Origin of the sequence: Isoptericola sp. NPDC056578 (assembly GCF_042793275.1) — a bacterium.
In the GTDB taxonomy this organism is placed as follows: domain Bacteria; phylum Actinomycetota; class Actinomycetes; order Actinomycetales; family Cellulomonadaceae; genus Isoptericola.
In genome coordinates this window covers 76,851-94,257 of the sequence record NZ_JBHTVC010000008.1, presented here as the reverse complement: position 1 = coordinate 94,257, position 17,407 = coordinate 76,851, and the positions used below count along the sequence as shown (strand labels likewise).

Genomic DNA, 17,407 nt, shown 5'->3' with positions numbered 1-17,407 from the left:
GCGAGCCCGCCGGGACCCGGCGTCAGGCCGGCCCGAGCGCCGCGCGCACGGACGTCCACGACGCGAGCTGCGCGCGCACGTCCTCCCGCGACTCCGTGGCCAGGGCCTCGGCGTAGGCACGCTCGAGCAGGTCGTCGACGAGGACCTTCGCGCCGGTGGCGGCCGACTCGACGGCCGCGGCCACCATGACGAGGCTGAGCACGTTCTCGTGCACCTCGCCCATGGGCGTGGGACCGCCGTCGAGCGCCGCCAGGAAGGTCGCCAGCGACCCGGCGATCCCGTCACCGGGGTCCACGCCCTGCGCCGCGTCGTGCGGCCTGTCACTCGGCCCCTCGACGACCGGCTCGTGGTCGCCGTCCCAGAGGGCGGTGCCGTCCCGCCCGGAGAGCCGCCAGGCCCCGTTCCACGACGTCTCCTGGCCGGGGCTGCACCAGCTGCCCGTGTAGGAGTAGCGGACGCCGCCCGTCATCTCGAACACCGCGGTGGCCGCGGCGTCGCCGGCGTACCAGCTCCACGACGGGTTGAACTCCTCGCAGTACACCGAGACGGGCTCGGCGCCCAGCAGGAACCGGGCGGTGTCGAAGGGGTGGATCGCCATGTCGAGCAGCAGCGGGTGCGCCATCGCGTCGCGGAACCCGCCGAAGCGGGGCGCCTTGAAGAACTCCGTGGTGAGCACCCCCAGGTCGCCCAGCGTGCGCGCCTGCTCCCGGAAGGCGAAGAGCTGCCGGTTGTAGCGGCGCGACTGGCTCACCACGAAGAGCTCCCCGGTCACCTCGGCGGCCGCGGCGAGCGAGAGCGCGCGCGGCACCGACTCGGCCACCGGCTTCTCGCCGAGCACGGGCAGCCCCGCGAACAGCGCGGCCGTGGTGACGGGGTGGTGCGCGGCCGGGACGGTGACGTTCACGACCGCGCGCGCCCCGGTCTCCCGGGCGAGCGCGACGGCGTCCGTCCCGACCGGGACGTCCGCCAGCCCGGCCTCCGCGAGCGCCCCGCGAGCCGCGTCGAGGTCGAGGTCGACGACGCCGGCCAGCTCCGCCCCCGGCTCGGCCCGGATGGCGGACAGCCACGCCCGGCCCATGCCCCCGGCGCCGACGAGGACCAGCGGGGTGCTCACAGCCCGGCCTCCGCCGCGGCGGCACGAGCGTCGTCGTTCAGCGCGCCGCCGTAGCCCTGGCCGCGGTAGAAGTCCTCGGTCTCGTAGCGCAGCAGGGTGGGGGTGGTGCGCTCGGGGCGCAGGGTCACGGCCCACTCGACGGCGTTGGAGATGACCTTGCGGACCCCGTCGTGGAAGTACGTCGGGTACTCCTGGTCGCCCGGGCGGAAGTAGAAGATCTTGCCGAAGCCGCGCCGGTAGGTGATGCCGGAGCGGAAGACCTCGCCGCCGGAGAAGGTGCTGAGGAAGACGGTCTCGTCCGGGGCGGGGACGTCGAAGAACTCCCCGTACATCTCGTCCTCCTCGATGATCATCGGGTGCGGGATCCCCTGGGCGATCGGGTGGGTCGGGTCGACCGTCCACACCAGCTCCCGGTCGTGCTCGGCGCGCCAGCGCAGGGTGCAGGTGGTGCCCATGAGCTTCATGAAGATCTTCGACCAGTGGCCGGAGTGCAGGACGACGAGCCCCATGCCCTCGAGCACGTGGCGGTGCACCCGCTCGACGACCTCGTCGGAGACCTCGCCGTGCGCGGCGTGCCCCCACCAGGTGAGCACGTCGGTGTCGCGCAGCACCTCCTCGGTGAGCCCGTGCTCGGGGTCGTCGAGCGTCGCGGTGCGCACGCGCACGCCGGCGCCGAGGTGCTCCTCGATGCCCTGCGCGACGGCGCCGTGCATCCCGTCGGGGTAGCGGGCGGCGACGGACGGCTCGAGCTGCTCGTGGCGGTTCTCGCCCCAGACGGTGACGCGGATCGGTGCGGGGGTGGTGGTCATGAGGGTGCTCCGTTTCTCGGGGAGGGTTCTGCGGACAGGTTCTCGGGGAGGTGCCGGGGCGCGCCGCCGAGCCTCACTTGACGGCCCCGCCGGTGGCGCCGGCGGCGACGTACTTCTGCGCGACGACGAGGAGGACGATCGCGGGGACCGACGCGAGGACGGCGGTCGCCATCACCGCGCTCCAGTCGTTGACGTAGGCGCCGAGGTAGTTGTAGATGCCGAGCGTGACCGGCCGGACGTCCTCGGTGGTGGTCAGGGTCAGGGCGAACAGGAAGTCGCTCCAGGTGAACAGGAAGGTGAAGAGGCCCGCCGTGATGAGGGCGTTGCGGCTGATGGGCAGCACGACCGAGACGAACGCGCGGACCGGCCCGGCGCCGTCGACGAGGGCGGCCTCGACGACGGCCGGCGGCAGCGACTGCATGAAGGCGCGGCAGATGAGGATCGCGAACGGGATGCCCGCCGTCGAGTCCGCGAGGATCAGCCCGGGGATCGAGTTCAGCAGGCCGAGGTCGGCGTACGCGCCGTACAGGGCGTTGGCGATGACGATGCCCGGGATCATCTGGCTGATGAGGATGCCGAACAGGACCAGGCCGGCCCAGCGCAGCCGGAACTGGGCCAGCGCGTAGGCCGCCGGGACCGCGATCAGCAGGCTCAGGGCGACGCTGCCGACGGCGACCACGAGGCTCGTGACCAGGTTGGCGCCCTGGTCCGCGAGCGCCGTGCGGTAGCCGCTGAGGTCGGGCGACAGCGGCAGCCAGCCCGTGTCGACGGTCGCGCCGTTCGGCTGCAGCGACGCGTTGACCATCCAGTAGATCGGGAACAGCAGCACCGCGATCACGAGGATGCCCGCCGCGGTGTGGAGCCAGGGGTGTCGGACGGTGTTCATGGGCCTCACTCATCCACGGCGCGCCGGTTCAGGCGCAGATAGACGGCAGCGAAGATCAGCGAGATCACGATGAGGATGTTGCTCACCGCGGCCCCCTGACCGAAGTCGAAGGTGGCGAACGACAGCTGGTAGGACTGCGTGGCCAGCGTCTGGGTGGCGTTCGCGGGCCCGCCGCCCGTCAGCCCGAGGATGATGTCGAGCACCTTGAGCGTGTAGACGACGCCGAGCACCAGCACCACGGTGACGACCGGCCGCAGCATGGGCCACGTGATGTGCCGGAAGGCGCGCCAGCGGGTGGCGCCGTCGAGGGCGCCCGCCTCGTAGAGCTCGTCGGGGATGCCCTGCAGGCCGCCGTGCAGGATGACGGCGTTGAAGGGGATGCCGATCCAGACGTTGACGACGATGACGGTGACCAGGGCCAGCGACGTGCTGCTCAGCCAGGGGACGCCCGTGTCCACGAGGCCGGTGCCGACGAGGACGCGGTTGAGGGCGCCGGACTCGGTATCGAGGATCCACTTCCACACGGCGCTGGCGGCGATGAGCGGGATGAGCCAGGGCAGCAGGATCAGCGACCGCAGGAAGCCGGAGAGCGGGAACCGGCGGCGGAAGAACAGCGCGACCGCCAGGCCCAGCACGAACTGCCCGGCGATGGACCCCACGGTGAACAGGACCGTGTTGAGCAGGGCCGTGCGGAACAGCGGGCTGCCGACGACCTCGCGGTAGTTGTCGAGGCCGGCCCAGGGCGCCGCGCCCGTGAAGAAGGTCGAGATCGTGTAGTGCTGGAAGCCCATCACGACGTTCTGGACCACGGGGTACCCGTAGAACAGCAGCAGGTACAGCACCGCCGGGCCGAGGAACAGAAGCGTGACCAGGCGGCGGTTGCGGTGCCGGGCCCCGGGACGCCGGCCCGAGGCGGGCGCCGGCGCGAGCCGGGGCGGTGCGGCGGGGGTGGTCGTCGTCGTCATACGTACTCCTGGGCTTCCGCGAGGGCGTCCTGCGCCGAGGCCTGGCCGGAGACCGCGAGCTGGACGGCGGTGTACAGGGCGGTCGCCGTCGCCGGCCACTCGGCGCCGAGCTCGGCCGTGCGGGCGCGGGCCCCACGGACGAGCTCCGCGAACGCGGCCATCTCGGGACGGCGCTCGAGGAACGGCTCGATGAGGGCCGGCCTGCCGGGCACGGTGGAGCGCTCCGCCGCCATGGACACGAGGCTCTCGTCCGAGAGGAACTCCGTGAGGACCTGACCGGCGAGCCGCTCCTTGGCGCGGTCCCCGGTGGCGGGCACGCACCACACCTCGCCCCCGAGCGGGGCGACGGGACGCTGGCTGGCCGGGTCGCGCACCGGCAGGGTGACGACGTCGTACTCGAGGCCGTCGATCGCCTCCAGCTCGGGGATCTGCCAGGGCCCGTTGACCATCATGGCGGCGCGCCCGGCGACGAACTGGTCCTTGACGTCCGCCTGGCTCCAGTTCAGCACCGACGTGGACGCGTGCCCGTCGGCGACCGTCCCGGCGAGCAGGTCGAGCCCGGCGGCGGCCTCCGGCGTGGCGATGCGCCGCTCGTCGGCGCCGTTCGACCAGAAGAACGGCAGGTACTGCCAGGTGCCCTCGTAGGTCGCGTTGCCGCAGAAGGCGAGGCCGTAGCGCGAGCCCCGGGTCAGCGCGGCCGCCGCCTCGCGGAGCTCGGCCCAGGTGGTCGGCGGCGCGACGCCCGCCTCGTCCAGGGCACGGACGTCGTAGAAGAGCGCGATGGTGTTCACCGTCGGGGCGAGCCCGTAGACCCGCCCGTCGTAGGTGCCCGCCGAGGTGACGCCCTCGGTGTACCCGTCGGTGGGCACGCCGACCTCGTCGAACGGGCGCAGGGCCGTGGTGGCGGCGATCTGCTGCAGGTCCGGGTTGTCGAGCATGAGGATGTCCGGCAGCGTCCCGGACGACCCCTGCTGGAGCACCCGCTGGATCAGCGAGTCGCCGGCGACGGAGACGCGCTCGAGCGTGACGCCGACCTTGGACGCCGCCGCGTCGAGCGCACCGCCGATCACGGTGCGGTCGGGGTCGTTGGTGTACGTGTCGAGGACGCGCAGCGTCCGCGGCGACGTCGCCGCCCCCTCGGCTCCGCACCCGGCCAGGAGCGCGGCCAGCGGCGCCAGCAGCCCGGCGGCGGTGACGGCCCGGCGCGAGACCGGGCGGTCCGGCCAGGCCGGTGCCCGGGTGGGCACCCCTCCGGTCGTCGTCGATGCGCATCGATGATGCATGAGTCTCCACCTTCCTCGTCATCGGTTCGGGTAGTGGTGCGGGTACGGGTGCCGGGAGGGCTAGCCCGCCGGTCGTGCGGTGCGCGTCGACGCGCGCCGCACCAGCGCCGCCGGCACGAGCTCCTGCTCGCGGCCGCGGGGCGTCTCGCCGTCGAGCAGGGCGAAGACACGCTCCATCACGCGCCGCGAGACGTCGCGCGGTTGCGGCGACGTGGCGGTGAGGCCGTACGGTGCGGCCTCGCTGTCGATGGCGAGGCCCACGAGGTCGGCGTCCCTGCCGGGCACACGGCCCCGGTCGGCCAGCGCGCGCAGCGTCTCGGGGATCGGGCTGGCGACCACGAGCCCGGGCACCCCGCCGGACGCGAGGGCGCCGTCGACCGCCCGCCGCACGTCCGCCTCGCCGGTCGGCCGGTGCCAGCGCAGCTCGACGCCGCGCTCCGCGGCCGTCGCGCGCGCCCCGCGCTCGAAGCGCGGCACGTAGTTGATGCCCTGCGCCGCGACGTCCGGCCGCCAGCCCAGCACGTCCACCGTCCGGTGCCCCAGGTCGGCCAGCTCGGCCACGAGCAGCCGGCCCGCCGCCTCGAAGTCGAAGTCGAGGCAGTCGAGGCCCTCGGCGTCGTCGGGGATCCCGATGAACACGACGGGCAGCGGCAGGCCCCGCGCCACGTCCACGCGGTCGTCGTGGGTGCCGACCTCCATGACGACGAGGGCGTCGCACAGCGAGCGGCCCGCGACGCGGCGCAGCCCGGCCGGGCCCTCGTCGGCGGTCACGAGGAGGACGTCATGGTCGCGACGCCGTGCCGCCAGCAGGATCTCCTCGACGAACATCATGAGCTGCCGCGCGCCGGCTTCCGGGTTGACGGGCACGACGACCGCGATGGTGCTCGTGCGGTGCCCCGCCAGGGCGCGCGCCCCGGCGTGCGGCTCGTAGGTCAGGCGATCGATGGCGTCCTGGACGCGCCGGCGGGTCTCCGGGGAGATCGGGCGCTTGCCGCTCATGACGTACGAGACGGTGCTCTGCGACACGCCGGCCTCACGCGCGACGTCGGCGCTCGTGGGCATCTTCGCCACCGTGCCCCCCGTCCGCGCCGTCGGTCATCGATGCGCATCGATGCGCATCGCCGACGAATGTACCGTCAGCGCCCGGGGCGTGACAAGCGTCACGCCCCGGGCCTGGTCCGCACCGGGTGCCGGCAGGCTCGACGAGCGATCGTCAGGAGTGCGGCACCGTCGCGGTGATGAGGGTGCCGTCGTCCCGGCGGTTGCCGGACAGCGCCCGCAGGCTGGGCCGGCCGGGCCGCACCGGGCCCTGGCCGTCGAGCGGGACGACGACGGGCTCGCCGGCGGTGACCGCCACCTGCTCGCCCCGCACCAGGACCTTCGCGCCGTCGCCCGTCTCGGCGACGAGCTCGAGCTCGTCGGGACGCACCGTGACGCGCAGCCGCGACCCGTGCCACTGCACGCGGAACGTCAGCGCCTCCCAGCCCTGCGGCAGGCGCGGGTCGAACGACAGCACGCCGTCGTGGTCCCGCATGCCGCCGAAGCCGAACGCGAGCGCCGACCAGGTGCCGCCCGCGGACGCCACGTGCACGCCGTCGGCCGCGTTGTCGTGCAGGTTCGCCAGGTCCACGAGCAGCGAGGACACGAAGTACTCGAGCGCGAGCTCGTGGTACCCGACCTCCGCCGCGACGATCGACTGCACCACGCCCGACAGCGTCGAGTCACCGGTGGTCAGCGGGTCGTAGTACTCGAAGTCGGCCAGCTTCTGCTCGGCCGAGAAGTGCTGCCCCTGCAGGAACAGCGCGAGCACCACGTCCGCCTGCTTGAGCACCTGGTACCGGTAGATCACGAGCGGGTGGTAGTGCAGCAGCAGCGGGCGCTTGGTCACCGGCGTCGCGGCCAGGTCCCAGATCTCCCGCTCGAGGAAGTGGGAGTCCTGGGGGTGGATGCCGATGCTGTCCGCGTACGGGATGGACATGTGGTCCGCGGCCCGGGTCCACTCGGTGGTCTCGTGCACGCCCAGGGACAGGCGGTCCGCGAGACGCTCGTAGTCCTCCGGGAACTCCTCGCGCATCGTCTCCACGACGAACGCCGCGGCACGCAGGTTGAACCGCGCCATGACGTTGGTGAACAGGTTGTCGTTCACCACGGTCGTGTACTCGTCGGGGCCGGTCACGCCGTGGATGTGGAAGTTGTCGTCGCCGTTGGCGCGCCAGAAGCCGAGGTCCTCCCACATGCGCGCCGTCTCGACGAGGACGTCCACCGCCTCGCGGCGCAGGAAGTCCGTGTCGCCCGTGGCGCGCACGTACTGCACCAGGGCGAAGCTGATGTCCGCGTCGATGTGGTACTGCGCGGTGCCGGCCGCGTAGTACGCCGACGCCTCCTCGCCGTTGATGGTGCGCCACGGGAACAGGGCGCCCTTCTGCGACAGCTCCTTGGCGCGGCGTCGTGCGGCGTCGAGCATCTGGTAGCGGAACCGCAGGGCGTTGCGGGCGTACCGCGGGCTCGTGTAGGTGAGGAACGGGAGCACGTAGATCTCCGTGTCCCAGAAGTAGTGCCCCGAGTACCCGCTGCCGGTCAGGCCCTTGGCAGGGACGCCGGACCCCTCGGCCCGCGCGGTCGCCTGGGCGAGCTGGAACAGGTTCCACCGCACCGCCTGCTGGATCTCCGGGCGGCCCGAGATCTCGACGTCCGACCGCGCCCAGAAGTCGTCCAGCCAGGTGCGCTGGTGGGTGAACTGCTCCTCGATGCCGCCGGCGCGCACCCGGTCCAGGGTGCGCCGGCACCGGTCGACGAGCTCGCGCGTCGGGACGCCGCGGGACGTGTGGTACGTGACGACCTTGGTGAGGCGGATCGTGTGCCCCGCCTTCGCGTCGACGCGGAACACGTGCTTCGCGAGGTCGTCGTCCACCTGCGTGCGCACGTCCCAGTCGTCCACGGTCTCGAGGCGGTGGTCCGCCGCGACGGCGAGCGTCATGCCCGAGTTCGTGGACCGGTAGGACAGCACGAGCCGCTCGTCGTCGCCCCAGCGCGTCTGCGGCTGCAGCACCCGGCCGGCGAACGCCTCCGCCTTGCGCGGGTCGAAGCCCTCCCCCAGCGACGCGGCGGGCACGTGGTACTCGTCCTGGCCGTCCTGCCGGTTGAGGATCTGCGACGAGATGGCCACGGGTCCGTCGGCGTCCAGCAGCGTGACCTCGAACGTCATGACGCCCAGGTGCCGCTCGACGAACGACACCATGCGCTGCGAGGTCACCTTGACCCGCTTGCCCGACGGCGTGCGCCACAGGATCTCGCGCCGCAGCACGCCGTCGCGCATGTCGAGCGCGCGCTCGTAGTCGACGAGGTCCGCGACCGGCAGCAGCAGCGGCTCGTCGTCCACGTACAGCCGGATCACCTTGGTGTCCGGCGCGTTGACGATGGTCTGGCCCACCTTGGCGAAGCCGTACGCCTCCTCGGCGTGCCGGATGGGCCACGTCTCGTGGAAGCCGTTGACGAACGTGCCGTGCGAGTGGGACTCGCGGCCCTCCTCGACGTTGCCGCGCATCCCGAGGTAGCCGTTCCCCACCGCGAAGAGGGACTCGGTGACACCGAGGTCCTCCGCGGAGAACTCGGCCTCCACGAGGCGCCACGGCTCGGCGGGGAAACGCAGGTGGTCCACGGACCGCTGCTCGTCGGCGGTGCGGCGGATCATGCCCGCCCCTCCTGCCGGTCGGCGGGCGCGTCCAGGATCGAGGCGTCCAGCTCGCCCAGGTCGGCGACCACGCGGTCCGCGCCGTGCGCGGCGAGGGCGCGGGCCCCGACGCCGCGGTCGACGCCGAGCACCAGGCCGAACGGCCCGGCCGCGCCGGCCTGCACGCCCGACAGGGCGTCCTCGACGACGACCGCCTCAGCGGCCGGGACGCCGAGCAGCTCGGCGGCCCGCAGGTACGTGTCGGGCGCGGGCTTGCCCGCCAGGTGCTCGCGCGCGGCGACGTTGCCGTCCACGACGACCCCGAACCGCTCGGTCAGCCCCGCCGCGGCGAGCACGGCGGGCGTGTTGCGCGACGAGGACACGACGGCGACCTGCGCGCCCGCGGCGGTCACGGCGTCGAGGAAGCGCACCGAGCCCGGGTACGGGGCGATGCCCTCCTCGTCGAACATGCGGTTGACGATCGCGTCCTTGCGGTTGCCGAGGGCGCTCACGGTGTCCTCCCCGGGCGCGTCGTCGGCGGTGCCGCGCGGCAGCTCGACGCCGCGCGACGCGAGGAACGTCGCCACGCCGTCGTAGCGCGGCTTGCCGTCGATGTGCGCGAAGTAGTCCGCGGACGTGTACGGCGCGAGGCCGCGGGCCTCGCACCACGGCGCGAACAGGCGCTCCCACGCCCGCATGTGCACCTCGGCGGTCGGGGTGAGCACGCCGTCGAGGTCGAACAGCACGGCTCGGAGGCTGGTCACGGGAGTCCTTCGCGGGTCGGGGTCGGGTCGGGCACCGTGCCCCCTGCGGGCCGACGCCGAGGTTCAGCCTACGCAGTCACCGGGGTGCACCGGGAGCACGCGCCGCGCCTCGGTGAGATCTTCGCGGATCGGTCCCTCGACCGCCCCCGATCCGTCCCGCACGCAGGGCCGGCTCAGGACGCCGCGCGCTCCGCGAGCGCCTCCGCCACCCGCCCGAGGTTCGCCAGCTCCGCGCGATGGGTGTCGACGTCGGCGAGGCTCCGTCGGGGCGCCGCGAGCAGCGTCACGTCGGCCAGCCCGGCCGCGGGCAGCCCGATGCGGCGCCACGGCTCGGCGACCAGGCGGACCAGCTCGCCGAGCTGCGGCCCCGAGCACTGCGAGACGGTGGCGGGCGGCAGCCCGGCCCACAGGCCCATGCCCCGCTCGGTGGCGCGGGCGAGCAGCTCCCAGGCGCGCTCGTTCCAGCCCGCCGACTCCCCCGCGCCGCCGACGTCGGCGAGGTCCAGCCCGACGGCGTCCGCCCCCGCGAGCGCGACGGGCGGCACGCCCACCCAGGTGGCGCCGAGGTGCACGACGACGCGGGCGCCGGCGTCGTGGGCGGCGTCGACGACGGGCCGCAGCCCCTCGACGACGTCGGGCCCGGGCACGGCCCGGAGCCGGGAGTAGCCGGAGAAGCTGGGCAGCACGCCCGCGTGCACCTGTCCCAGCAGCGGCTCGGTGAGCTGCACGACCGGCGTCGCGCCGGGGACCTGGGCCCGCACCTCCGCCAGGTGCCGGCGCACGGCCTCGGCCAGCCCGAGCGACAGGTCGCGGCGGGCGCCGACGTCGGCGAGCACCCGGTCGCCGCGCGCGGACCACAGCTGCGCGGCGAGGGTCCACGGGCCCGTGAGCTCGACGGCGAGCGGGCCGTCGTGGCCGACGGCCGCGACGGCCAGCGCCGACAGGTCCTCCCGCAGCAGGGACTCCGCGCGGCGCAGGTCGGCGCCGGGGTGGTCGGTGAGCTTCCAGCCGTGCGGGCCCAGCTCGACCGGCATCTCCGCCAGCAGCGACGCCGTCCGTCCGACGGCGTCGGCCCCCGGCCCGCGACCGGTGAGCTGGGCGAGGAACGGCACAGGATCGACACCGGTGGGCGACGACGCCAGGTCGTCGAGCACGGTCTGCTGCGCCACGAGCTCGTCACGCACGCCGCCGGGCCAGGGTCCGTGCCCGGAGACCGCGGTCACGCGTCCGCCCCCGCCCCGGCCGGTCGTCCGTCCACGACGTCCACCACGCTGTCACCCGATGTCACCCGATGTCACCTCTCCCACCCCGTCATGCAGCGGCCCACCGCCGCTCTCGAAGGGTAGGAGCACGGTAACGGTCCGACGAAGGAGTCCCGATGTCCGTCATCCTCGACCAGGCGCCCGCCGCACCCGCGGGCCGGGCCTCCGCGTCACCGCTCGCGCAACCCGCGGGCGGGTCACGGGCCGTGCTGTCCACCCCGCGGGCGGTCGCGACGCGCGTGCACGCCAACGCGATGCCGTCGGGCGCGGAGGCGGTGCTGCGACGCCAGCTCGCGCCCGGCTTCCGCAACCACGACGTGCTGCCGGGCTGCGCCGGCGGGCCCGACGCGCTGGTGGCGACCATGCACTGGTTCCACGACGCCTTCGACGAGCAGCGGGTCGAGGTGCTGCACGCCGTCACGGAGGGTGACCTGGTGGCCCTGCACGTCGCGTTCAGCGCCCTGCACTCGGGGTTCTTCCTCGGCGTCGCGCCGTCGCACCGGCGCTTCACCGTGCGCGAGATGCACCTGGTCCGCGTCGCCGACGGGCTCGAGGCCGAGCACTGGGTGATGCGCGACCAGGTGTGGTGGGAGCACGAGCTGCGCCGCTGACCGGAGCCGTCGCACGTCGGGCCGTCCGGCTACTCGTGGGAGACTGCGCCCATGCGGATCACCGTGCGCAACGCCCGTTTCCAGCAGCTGCAGACGCTGCTCACGAACCGCACCAAGCGGGGCCGCGCCGGGGAGTTCCTGGTGCAGGGCGTGCGCCCGATCACGATGGCCGTCGAGCACGGCTGGCAGGTGCGCACGCTGCTGCACGAGACGGACCGCCGGCTGTCGTCGTGGGCCCAGGAGATGCTGCAGGCGACGGGCGCCGAGACGATCGCGATGTCCCCCGACCTGCTCGCCGAGCTCGCCGAGAAGGACGAGGGCGCCAGCGAGCTGCTGGCGGTCGTCGCGATGCCGGACGACGACCTGGCGCGCGTCCCGGTCGGGCCGGCGTTCCTGGGCGTCGTCTTCGACCGGCCCACCCAGCCGGGCAACATCGGCGCGGTGGTGCGCTCCGCCGACGCGTTCGGCGCCGACGGGCTCGTCGTCACCGGCCACGCCGCCGACCCGTACGACCCGAAGGCCGTGCGCGCGACGACCGGCTCCCTGTTCGCGCTGCCCGTGGTGCGGGCGGCCTCGCACGGCGAGGTCATGGACTGGGTGGGTGCGCACCGCGCCGCCGGGCGCCCGGTGACCGTCGTCGCGACCGACGAGGACGGCGACGCCGCGCCCGCCGACGTCGACCTCACCGGCCCCGTCCTGCTCGCCGTCGGCAACGAGACGGCCGGGCTGTCGAGGGGGTGGCGCGAGGCCGCCGACGTCACCGTCGCGATCCCCATGGCCGGGTCGGCCAGCTCGCTCAACGCCTCGAACGCCGCCTCGATCGTGCTGTACGAGGCGCACCGGCAGCGGCTCGCCAGGGGCTGACGCCCGCCCCTGACGCCCGCCACCGCCCACCGGGCGGTCAGGGGCGCACGACGGCGCGGCAGCTGCGCAGGAACGAGTCGGCCACCCGGGCGGGGTCCCCGAGGTAGCCCGCGACCATGACACCGTCGCGCAGGAGCATGAGGTCCTCGGCGACGGCGGCGGGGTCGGCCGGGGCGAGCGGGGCGACCAGCCGCGCGAAGGCGTCCTCCCACCACCGGCGGTGGGCGTCGACCGCCCGGCGGACGGGGCTGTCGGCGTCGGGGTACTCCGCGGCGGCGTTGATGAACGGGCAGCCGCGGAACCCGGGGCTGCACGCGACGGCCCCGGTGCCCTCGGCGAGGAGGCGCAGCGTCGCGTCGACGTCGCCGGCCCCCTGCGCGACGGCGGCGTCGACCCCGTCGCGCTCGAGCGCCGCACGGTGCTCGAGGTAGGCGACCACGAGGTCGTCCTTGCTCTTGAAGTGCCGGTAGAAGGTCACCTTCGTGGTCCCGGCACGGTCGATGACCTTGTCGACGCTCACGGCCCGCAGCCCGTGCGCGTAGAACAGCTCGTTCGCCGCCTCGATCAGGCGCTCTCGCACGGACCCCTGCACGGTCGCGATCATACGTGCCCTCCTTGCCCGGCCAGCGGCCTTCCTCTTGCGCTCGACGCCCCGCCGTGTGTACGGTCCCGCTCGGTAGAGTGACTAGTAAGTCTACCTCTGTCCGTCCTCAAAGGAATGAGCCCATGACCACCACCGTGGAACCCCCCACCGCCACCGCCACCGCCCTGCGGAACCTCTACCTCGTCCGGTTCGGCTTCGCCGTCGTCTGGGCGGTGCTGCTGTTCGTCACCGCGTCGAGCATCGGCCCGGTGAGCACGGCGCTGCTCGTGCTGTACCCGCTGTTCGACGTCGCCGCGGCGGTCGTGGACCTGCGGGCCTCGAAGGCCGCGCGCCCCGCCGTCGGCCTCCGGGTGAACGTCGTCCTCAGCCTGCTGACCGCCGTCGCCCTCGGCTTCGCCGTCACCTCCGGCATCCCCGCCGTGCTGCGTGTCTGGGGTGCCTGGGCGATCACCGCCGGGATCGTGCAGCTCGTCGTCGCCGTCCGGCGCTACCGGCTCGGCGGCCAGTGGGCCATGATCCTCAGCGGCGGCATCTCCGTGCTCGCCGGCGGCGGGTTCGTCATGATGGCCGGCGGCCCGGACGCGGCGCTGACCTCGCTCGCCGGGTACGCCGCGCTCGGCGGCGTCTTCTTCCTCGCTTCCGCCCTCCGGCTCCACCGCGTCGCGCGGGCCGCACGATGACCGCGGCGTACGACGTCGTCGTCATCGGCGCCGGTCCGGTCGGGGAGAACGTCGCCGACCGGGTGGTGCAGGGCGGCCTCACGGCGGTGGTCGTGGAGCGCGAGCTCGTCGGCGGGGAGTGCTCCTACTGGGCCTGCATGCCGACCAAGGCGCTCCTGCGCGACGCCGCCGCGCTGCGCGCCGCCCGGAGCCTGCCCGGCGCCCGCGCGGCCGTGACAGGCGAGCTCGACACCACGGCCGTGCTACGGCGTCGCGACGAGTTCGCCGCCCGGTGGGACGACGGCGGCCAGGTCGCCTGGCTGGAGCAGGCCGGGATCGACCTCGTCCGCGGCACCGGGCGGGTCGCCGGCACGCGCACCGTCGAGGTGACCGGCGCCGACGGGTCCACGGCCACCCTCGAGGCGCGGCACGCCGTGGTGGTCGCCACAGGCAGCGGCGCCCGGCTCCCGGAGATCCCCGGGCTGGCCGACGCCGCCCCGTGGACCAGCAGGGAGGCCGCCGCGGCGCAGGCCGTGCCCGCGCGGCTCGCGATCGTCGGCGGCGGCGTCGTCGGCGCCGAGATGGCGACGGCGTACGCGGCCCTCGGGGCGCACGTCACCCTCGTGGCCCGGGACGGGCTGCTGCCCGCCGTGGAGCCGTTCGCGAGCGACCTCGTGGCCCGATCGCTGAAGGCGGCAGGCGTCGTGCAGCACCTACGGACCGAGCCCGTGCGCGTCCACCGCGACGCGCAGGGGGTGGTGCACATCCTCCTCGCGGACGGCGCCGCCGTCGATGCCGACGAGGTGCTGGTCGCGACCGGCCGCCGGCCGGCCACCGGCGCCCTCGGCCTGGACCGGCTCGGGCTCACCCCGGGCGACTGGCTGCGCGTGGACGACTCCCTGCGCGTCCTCGGCCCCGACGACGCTCCGGTGGGCGACGGGTGGCTCTACGCCGCCGGCGACGTCAACCGGCGCGCGCTGCTGACCCATCAGGGCAAGTACCAGGCCCGGGCCGTCGGCGACACCATCGTCGCCCGCGCCCGGGGCGCCGCCGTCGACCTGTCCCCCTGGGGCCGGCACGCCGCCACGGCAGACCTGCGGGCCGTGCCGCAGGTCGTCTTCACCGACCCGGAGGTCGCGACCGTCGGGCACACCGTCGCCTCCGCCGCGGCGGCCGGGCTCCGCGTCCGCGCCGTCGAGCACGACCTCGGATCTGTCGCCGGCGCGGCACTGCACGCCGACGGGTACACAGGGCGGGCCGCCATGGTCGTGGACGAGGACCGGCAGGTGCTCGTCGGCTTCACCGCGGTCGGGCCGGACGTCGGCGAGCTGCTGCACGCCGCGACGGTCGCCGTCACCGCCGAGGTGCCGCTCGACCGGCTGTGGCACGCCGTCCCCGCCTACCCGACCGTCAGCGAGGTCTGGCTGCGGCTCCTCGAGGCGTACGGACGGGACGCGACGCTCTCCGCGCCCTAACCACGCCAGGCGTCGGCCACGGTCGCCTGGCCGAGCACCTGCGTGCCGCGGTAGACGACGACCGACTGCCCGGCGGCGACGCCGCGCAACGGGGTGCCGGTGAGGTGCAGCTCCAGGCCCGGCACGCCGTCGTCGGCCACGGCCCCGTCCCGGCCCGGCGTGCCGGTCGTCACGCGCACCCGCGCGGGGACCGGCGCGCCGTGGGCGCGGACCTGCACCTCGACGTCGTCGACCCAGGCGGCGGGCGGCGGGGCGAACCAGACGGCCTTCCCGGCGGCGACCCGGTCCACGCTCAGCAGCTCGGCCGGGCCCACGACGACGGTGTTGGTCGACGTCTGCACGTCCACGACGTACCGCGCGCGCCCGTCGGCGGCGGGGGTACCGAGGCCGAGCCCCTTGCGCTGGCCGACCGTGAACGCGTACGCGCCGTCGTGCTCCCCGACGACGGCGCCGTCGGTGTCCACGACCTCCCCCGGGCGCGAGCCGAGCCGGTCGCGCAGGAACCCGCGGGTGTCGCCGTCGGCCACGAAGCAGATGTCGTAGGAGTCGGGCTTGGCGCTCACGGACAGGCCGCGGCGCTCGGCCTCCGCGCGCACCTCGGCCTTGGAGGCGAAGCCGCCGAGCGGGAACATCGCGCGCGCCAGCCGCTCCGGGCCCATCACGGCCAGCACGTACGACTGGTCCTTCTCGTCGTTCGGCGACCGGTGCAGCTCGCGGGTCACCGTGCCGTCGGGGGCCTCGTGCGTCACGACCCGCGCGTAGTGGCCGGTGGCGACAGCGTCGAAGCCGAGGGCCGTGGCCTTGTCGAGCAGGGCCTCGAACTTGATGTGCTCGTTGCAGCGCACGCACGGGTTCGGGGTGCGGCCCGCCTCGTACTCCGACAGGAAGTCCGCGACGACCGTCTCCTCGAACCGCTCGGACAGGTCCCACACGTAGTACGGGATGCCGAGCACGTCCGCGGCCCGGCGCGCGTCGCCGGCGTCCTCGATGGAGCAGCAGCCGCGCGAGCCCGTGCGGAACTGGTCGCGGTTGCGGCTCAACGCCATGTGCACGCCGACGACCTCGTGGCCCGCCTCCACGGCGAGCGCCGCAGCCACGGCCGAGTCCACGCCGCCCGACATGGCGGCCAGCACCCTCATGCCGTGCCCCCCGCGCCGGCCGGCGCGGAGACCAGCCCGGCCGCGCGCGCCCGCTGGACCACCTGGGGCAGCGCGGCGACGAGGCGCTCGACGTCGTCGGCGGTCGACGTCGCGCCGAGCGAGAAGCGCAGGGCGCCGCGCGCGTCGAGCTCCGGCACGCCCATCGCGAGCAGCACGTGCGACGGCTGCGGCACGCCCGCCTGGCAGGCGGACCCGGTGGAGGCCTGCACGCCCGCGGAGTCCAGCAGGTAGAGCAGCGAGTCGCCCTCGGCGCCGGGGAAGGTGAAGTGCGCGTTGCCGGGCAGCCGGGCGGCGGCGCCGTCGTCCGAGCCCGGGTCGGGCCCGCGGAGCACCGCCTCCGGGTCCGCGGCGCGCACGCCGGCGACGAGCCGGTCGCGCAGGGCGCTCAGGGCCGCGGCGCGCTCGTGCCGCGCGGCGACGGTCTCCACCAGCGCGACGGCGAACGACCGGATCCCGGGCACGTCGAGGGTGCCGGAGCGCACCCCGCGCTCCTGGCCCCCGCCGTGCAGCACCGCCTCGAGCGGCAGGTCGCGGCGGGCGAGCAGCGCGCCCACGCCGAGCGGGCCGCCCAGCTTGTGCGCGGTCACCGTCATGGCGTCCACGCCGGAGGCCGCGAAGTCGACCTCGACCTGGCCCACGGCCTGCACCGCGTCCGTGTGCACGGGCACCCCGTGCTGGTGCGCGAGCCGGACGACGTCGCGCACCGGCTGCAGCGTGCCCACCTCGTTGTTGGCCCACATCACCGAGACGAGCGCGACCTCGTCGCCGTGCTCCGTCAGCTCGGCGCGCAGGGCCGCGAGGTCCACGCGGCCGTCGCCGTTCACCGGCAGCAGGACGATCTCCGCGCCCGCGTGCCCCGCGAGCCAGAACGCCGGGTCGAGCACCGCGTGGTGCTCGACGGCGGAGACCAGCACGCGGGTGCGGCGCGCGTCGGTGCGGCGCCGGCCCCAGAAGATCCCCTTGATGGCGAGGTTGTCGGACTCCGTGCCGCCACCGGTGAAGATCACCTCGCTGGGCCGGGCGCCCAGCGACGCCGCGACGGACTCGCGCGACTCCTCGACGGCCCGGCGGGCTGCCCGCCCCGCGGAGTGCAGCGAGCTCGCGTTGCCGGTCCGGCCGGCCTCCGCGACGTACGCCTCGAGCGCCGCCCGCGACATGGGGGTCGTGGCGGCGTGGTCGAGGTAGGCGCCCGCGGGAGCCTCGAGGGTGGTCACGGTCCCCCAGTCTACGAACTGTTCCCCCGGGCTCCGCGAGGGGGCCCGAGTCACCACGAGGTGGTCC

16 protein-coding genes are annotated in these 17,407 nt (G+C 74.7%); 4 read left to right on the top strand and 12 right to left on the bottom strand.

Annotation, left to right across the window (positions count from 1 at the left end; genetic code table 11):
- Nucleotides 1–22: 22 nt before the first annotated feature.
- The 9 genes from ACFQ80_RS05440 to ACFQ80_RS05400 form a co-directional block, all read right to left on the bottom strand.
- Nucleotides 23–1,078 (bottom strand): Gfo/Idh/MocA family protein, encoded by a 1,056-nt coding sequence (locus ACFQ80_RS05440; RefSeq protein ID WP_430562868.1) that lies wholly within the window; start codon nucleotides 1,076–1,078, stop codon nucleotides 23–25.
- 32 nt (nucleotides 1,079–1,110) lie between these two features.
- Nucleotides 1,111–1,923: a ThuA domain-containing protein gene (locus tag ACFQ80_RS05435; protein ID WP_430562854.1), complete on the bottom strand. Its 813-nt coding sequence runs from the start codon at nucleotides 1,921–1,923 to the stop codon at nucleotides 1,111–1,113.
- Nucleotides 1,924–1,996: 73 nt separating this feature from the next.
- Nucleotides 1,997–2,809: a carbohydrate ABC transporter permease gene (locus ACFQ80_RS05430; RefSeq protein WP_430552086.1), complete on the bottom strand. Its 813-nt coding sequence runs from the start codon at nucleotides 2,807–2,809 to the stop codon at nucleotides 1,997–1,999.
- Nucleotides 2,810–2,814: 5 nt separating this feature from the next.
- On the bottom strand, nucleotides 2,815–3,774 hold the full coding sequence (locus tag ACFQ80_RS05425; protein ID WP_430552085.1) for a carbohydrate ABC transporter permease: 960 nt from the start codon (nucleotides 3,772–3,774) through the stop codon (nucleotides 2,815–2,817).
- Nucleotides 3,771–5,021 (bottom strand): extracellular solute-binding protein, encoded by a 1,251-nt coding sequence (locus ACFQ80_RS05420; RefSeq protein ID WP_430562853.1) that lies wholly within the window; start codon nucleotides 5,019–5,021, stop codon nucleotides 3,771–3,773. Before ACFQ80_RS05420 ends, ACFQ80_RS05425 begins: the two co-directional genes overlap by 4 nt.
- A gap of 96 nt (nucleotides 5,022–5,117) precedes the next feature.
- Entirely contained in the window at nucleotides 5,118–6,119 is a 1,002-nt protein-coding gene (locus ACFQ80_RS05415; RefSeq protein WP_430562852.1) for a LacI family DNA-binding transcriptional regulator, read from the bottom strand.
- A 151-nt stretch (nucleotides 6,120–6,270) separates the two neighbouring features.
- Nucleotides 6,271–8,748: a glycoside hydrolase family 65 protein gene (locus ACFQ80_RS05410; RefSeq protein ID WP_430562851.1), complete on the bottom strand. Its 2,478-nt coding sequence runs from the start codon at nucleotides 8,746–8,748 to the stop codon at nucleotides 6,271–6,273.
- Nucleotides 8,745–9,491 (bottom strand): HAD family hydrolase, encoded by a 747-nt coding sequence (locus tag ACFQ80_RS05405; RefSeq protein WP_430552082.1) that lies wholly within the window; start codon nucleotides 9,489–9,491, stop codon nucleotides 8,745–8,747. The genes ACFQ80_RS05410 and ACFQ80_RS05405 overlap by 4 nt, the downstream gene beginning before the upstream one ends.
- Before the next feature lie 173 nt (nucleotides 9,492–9,664).
- Nucleotides 9,665–10,714 carry a hypothetical protein gene (locus tag ACFQ80_RS05400; protein WP_430552081.1) on the bottom strand — a complete coding sequence of 350 codons (1,050 nt, stop codon included), beginning with the start codon at nucleotides 10,712–10,714 and terminating at the stop codon, nucleotides 9,665–9,667.
- Between the two features lie 155 nt (nucleotides 10,715–10,869).
- Here ACFQ80_RS05400 and ACFQ80_RS05395 point away from each other — a divergent pair, with 155 nt between their 5' ends.
- Complete coding sequence (locus tag ACFQ80_RS05395) at nucleotides 10,870–11,364, top strand: ester cyclase (RefSeq protein ID WP_430552080.1); 495 nt, start codon at nucleotides 10,870–10,872, stop codon at nucleotides 11,362–11,364.
- 51 nt (nucleotides 11,365–11,415) lie between these two features.
- Complete coding sequence (locus ACFQ80_RS05390; protein ID WP_430552079.1) at nucleotides 11,416–12,228, top strand: TrmH family RNA methyltransferase; 813 nt, start codon at nucleotides 11,416–11,418, stop codon at nucleotides 12,226–12,228.
- 37 nt (nucleotides 12,229–12,265) lie between these two features.
- Here the strand turns inward: ACFQ80_RS05390 and ACFQ80_RS05385 are convergent, their stop codons facing one another.
- Complete coding sequence (locus ACFQ80_RS05385; protein WP_430562850.1) at nucleotides 12,266–12,832, bottom strand: TetR/AcrR family transcriptional regulator; 567 nt, start codon at nucleotides 12,830–12,832, stop codon at nucleotides 12,266–12,268.
- Between the two features lie 122 nt (nucleotides 12,833–12,954).
- Between ACFQ80_RS05385 and ACFQ80_RS05380 the strand changes: the two genes are divergently transcribed.
- Both ACFQ80_RS05380 and ACFQ80_RS05375 read left to right on the top strand, forming a co-directional pair.
- Nucleotides 12,955–13,512: a hypothetical protein gene (locus ACFQ80_RS05380; RefSeq protein WP_430562849.1), complete on the top strand. Its 558-nt coding sequence runs from the start codon at nucleotides 12,955–12,957 to the stop codon at nucleotides 13,510–13,512.
- On the top strand, nucleotides 13,509–14,966 hold the full coding sequence (locus ACFQ80_RS05375) for a dihydrolipoyl dehydrogenase family protein (RefSeq protein WP_430562848.1): 1,458 nt from the start codon (nucleotides 13,509–13,511) through the stop codon (nucleotides 14,964–14,966). Before ACFQ80_RS05380 ends, ACFQ80_RS05375 begins: the two co-directional genes overlap by 4 nt.
- On the opposite strand, the gene mnmA is transcribed toward ACFQ80_RS05375, so the two are convergent.
- Together mnmA and ACFQ80_RS05365 are read right to left on the bottom strand one after the other, a co-directional pair.
- Nucleotides 14,963–16,105 (bottom strand): tRNA 2-thiouridine(34) synthase MnmA, encoded by a 1,143-nt coding sequence (gene mnmA, locus ACFQ80_RS05370; RefSeq protein WP_430562847.1) that lies wholly within the window; start codon nucleotides 16,103–16,105, stop codon nucleotides 14,963–14,965. The two genes, ACFQ80_RS05375 and mnmA, sit on opposite strands and share 4 nt — an antisense overlap.
- Nucleotides 16,102–17,340 carry a cysteine desulfurase family protein gene (locus ACFQ80_RS05365; RefSeq protein WP_430562846.1) on the bottom strand — a complete coding sequence of 413 codons (1,239 nt, stop codon included), beginning with the start codon at nucleotides 17,338–17,340 and terminating at the stop codon, nucleotides 16,102–16,104. The genes mnmA and ACFQ80_RS05365 overlap by 4 nt, the downstream gene beginning before the upstream one ends.
- Nucleotides 17,341–17,407 lie beyond the last annotated feature (67 nt).

Excerpts from the sequence above, each read along its gene's own strand:
- ACFQ80_RS05440 (WP_430562868.1), bottom strand. The coding sequence starts at position 1,078 with ATGGGCCGGGCGTGGCTGTCCGCCATCCGGGCCGAGCCGGGGGCGGAG.
- ACFQ80_RS05435 (WP_430562854.1), bottom strand. The coding sequence starts at position 1,923 with ATGACCACCACCCCCGCACCGATCCGCGTCACCGTCTGGGGCGAGAAC.
- ACFQ80_RS05430 (WP_430552086.1), bottom strand. The coding sequence starts at position 2,809 with ATGAACACCGTCCGACACCCCTGGCTCCACACCGCGGCGGGCATCCTC.
- ACFQ80_RS05425 (WP_430552085.1), bottom strand. The coding sequence starts at position 3,774 with ATGACGACGACGACCACCCCCGCCGCACCGCCCCGGCTCGCGCCGGCG.
- ACFQ80_RS05415 (WP_430562852.1), bottom strand. The coding sequence starts at position 6,119 with ATGCCCACGAGCGCCGACGTCGCGCGTGAGGCCGGCGTGTCGCAGAGC.
- ACFQ80_RS05410 (WP_430562851.1), bottom strand. The coding sequence starts at position 8,748 with ATGATCCGCCGCACCGCCGACGAGCAGCGGTCCGTGGACCACCTGCGT.
- ACFQ80_RS05395 (WP_430552080.1), top strand. The coding sequence starts at position 10,870 with ATGTCCGTCATCCTCGACCAGGCGCCCGCCGCACCCGCGGGCCGGGCC.
- ACFQ80_RS05390 (WP_430552079.1), top strand. The coding sequence starts at position 11,416 with ATGCGGATCACCGTGCGCAACGCCCGTTTCCAGCAGCTGCAGACGCTG.
- ACFQ80_RS05385 (WP_430562850.1), bottom strand. The coding sequence starts at position 12,832 with ATGATCGCGACCGTGCAGGGGTCCGTGCGAGAGCGCCTGATCGAGGCG.
- ACFQ80_RS05380 (WP_430562849.1), top strand. The coding sequence starts at position 12,955 with ATGACCACCACCGTGGAACCCCCCACCGCCACCGCCACCGCCCTGCGG.
- ACFQ80_RS05375 (WP_430562848.1), top strand. The coding sequence starts at position 13,509 with ATGACCGCGGCGTACGACGTCGTCGTCATCGGCGCCGGTCCGGTCGGG.
- mnmA (WP_430562847.1), bottom strand. The coding sequence starts at position 16,105 with ATGAGGGTGCTGGCCGCCATGTCGGGCGGCGTGGACTCGGCCGTGGCT.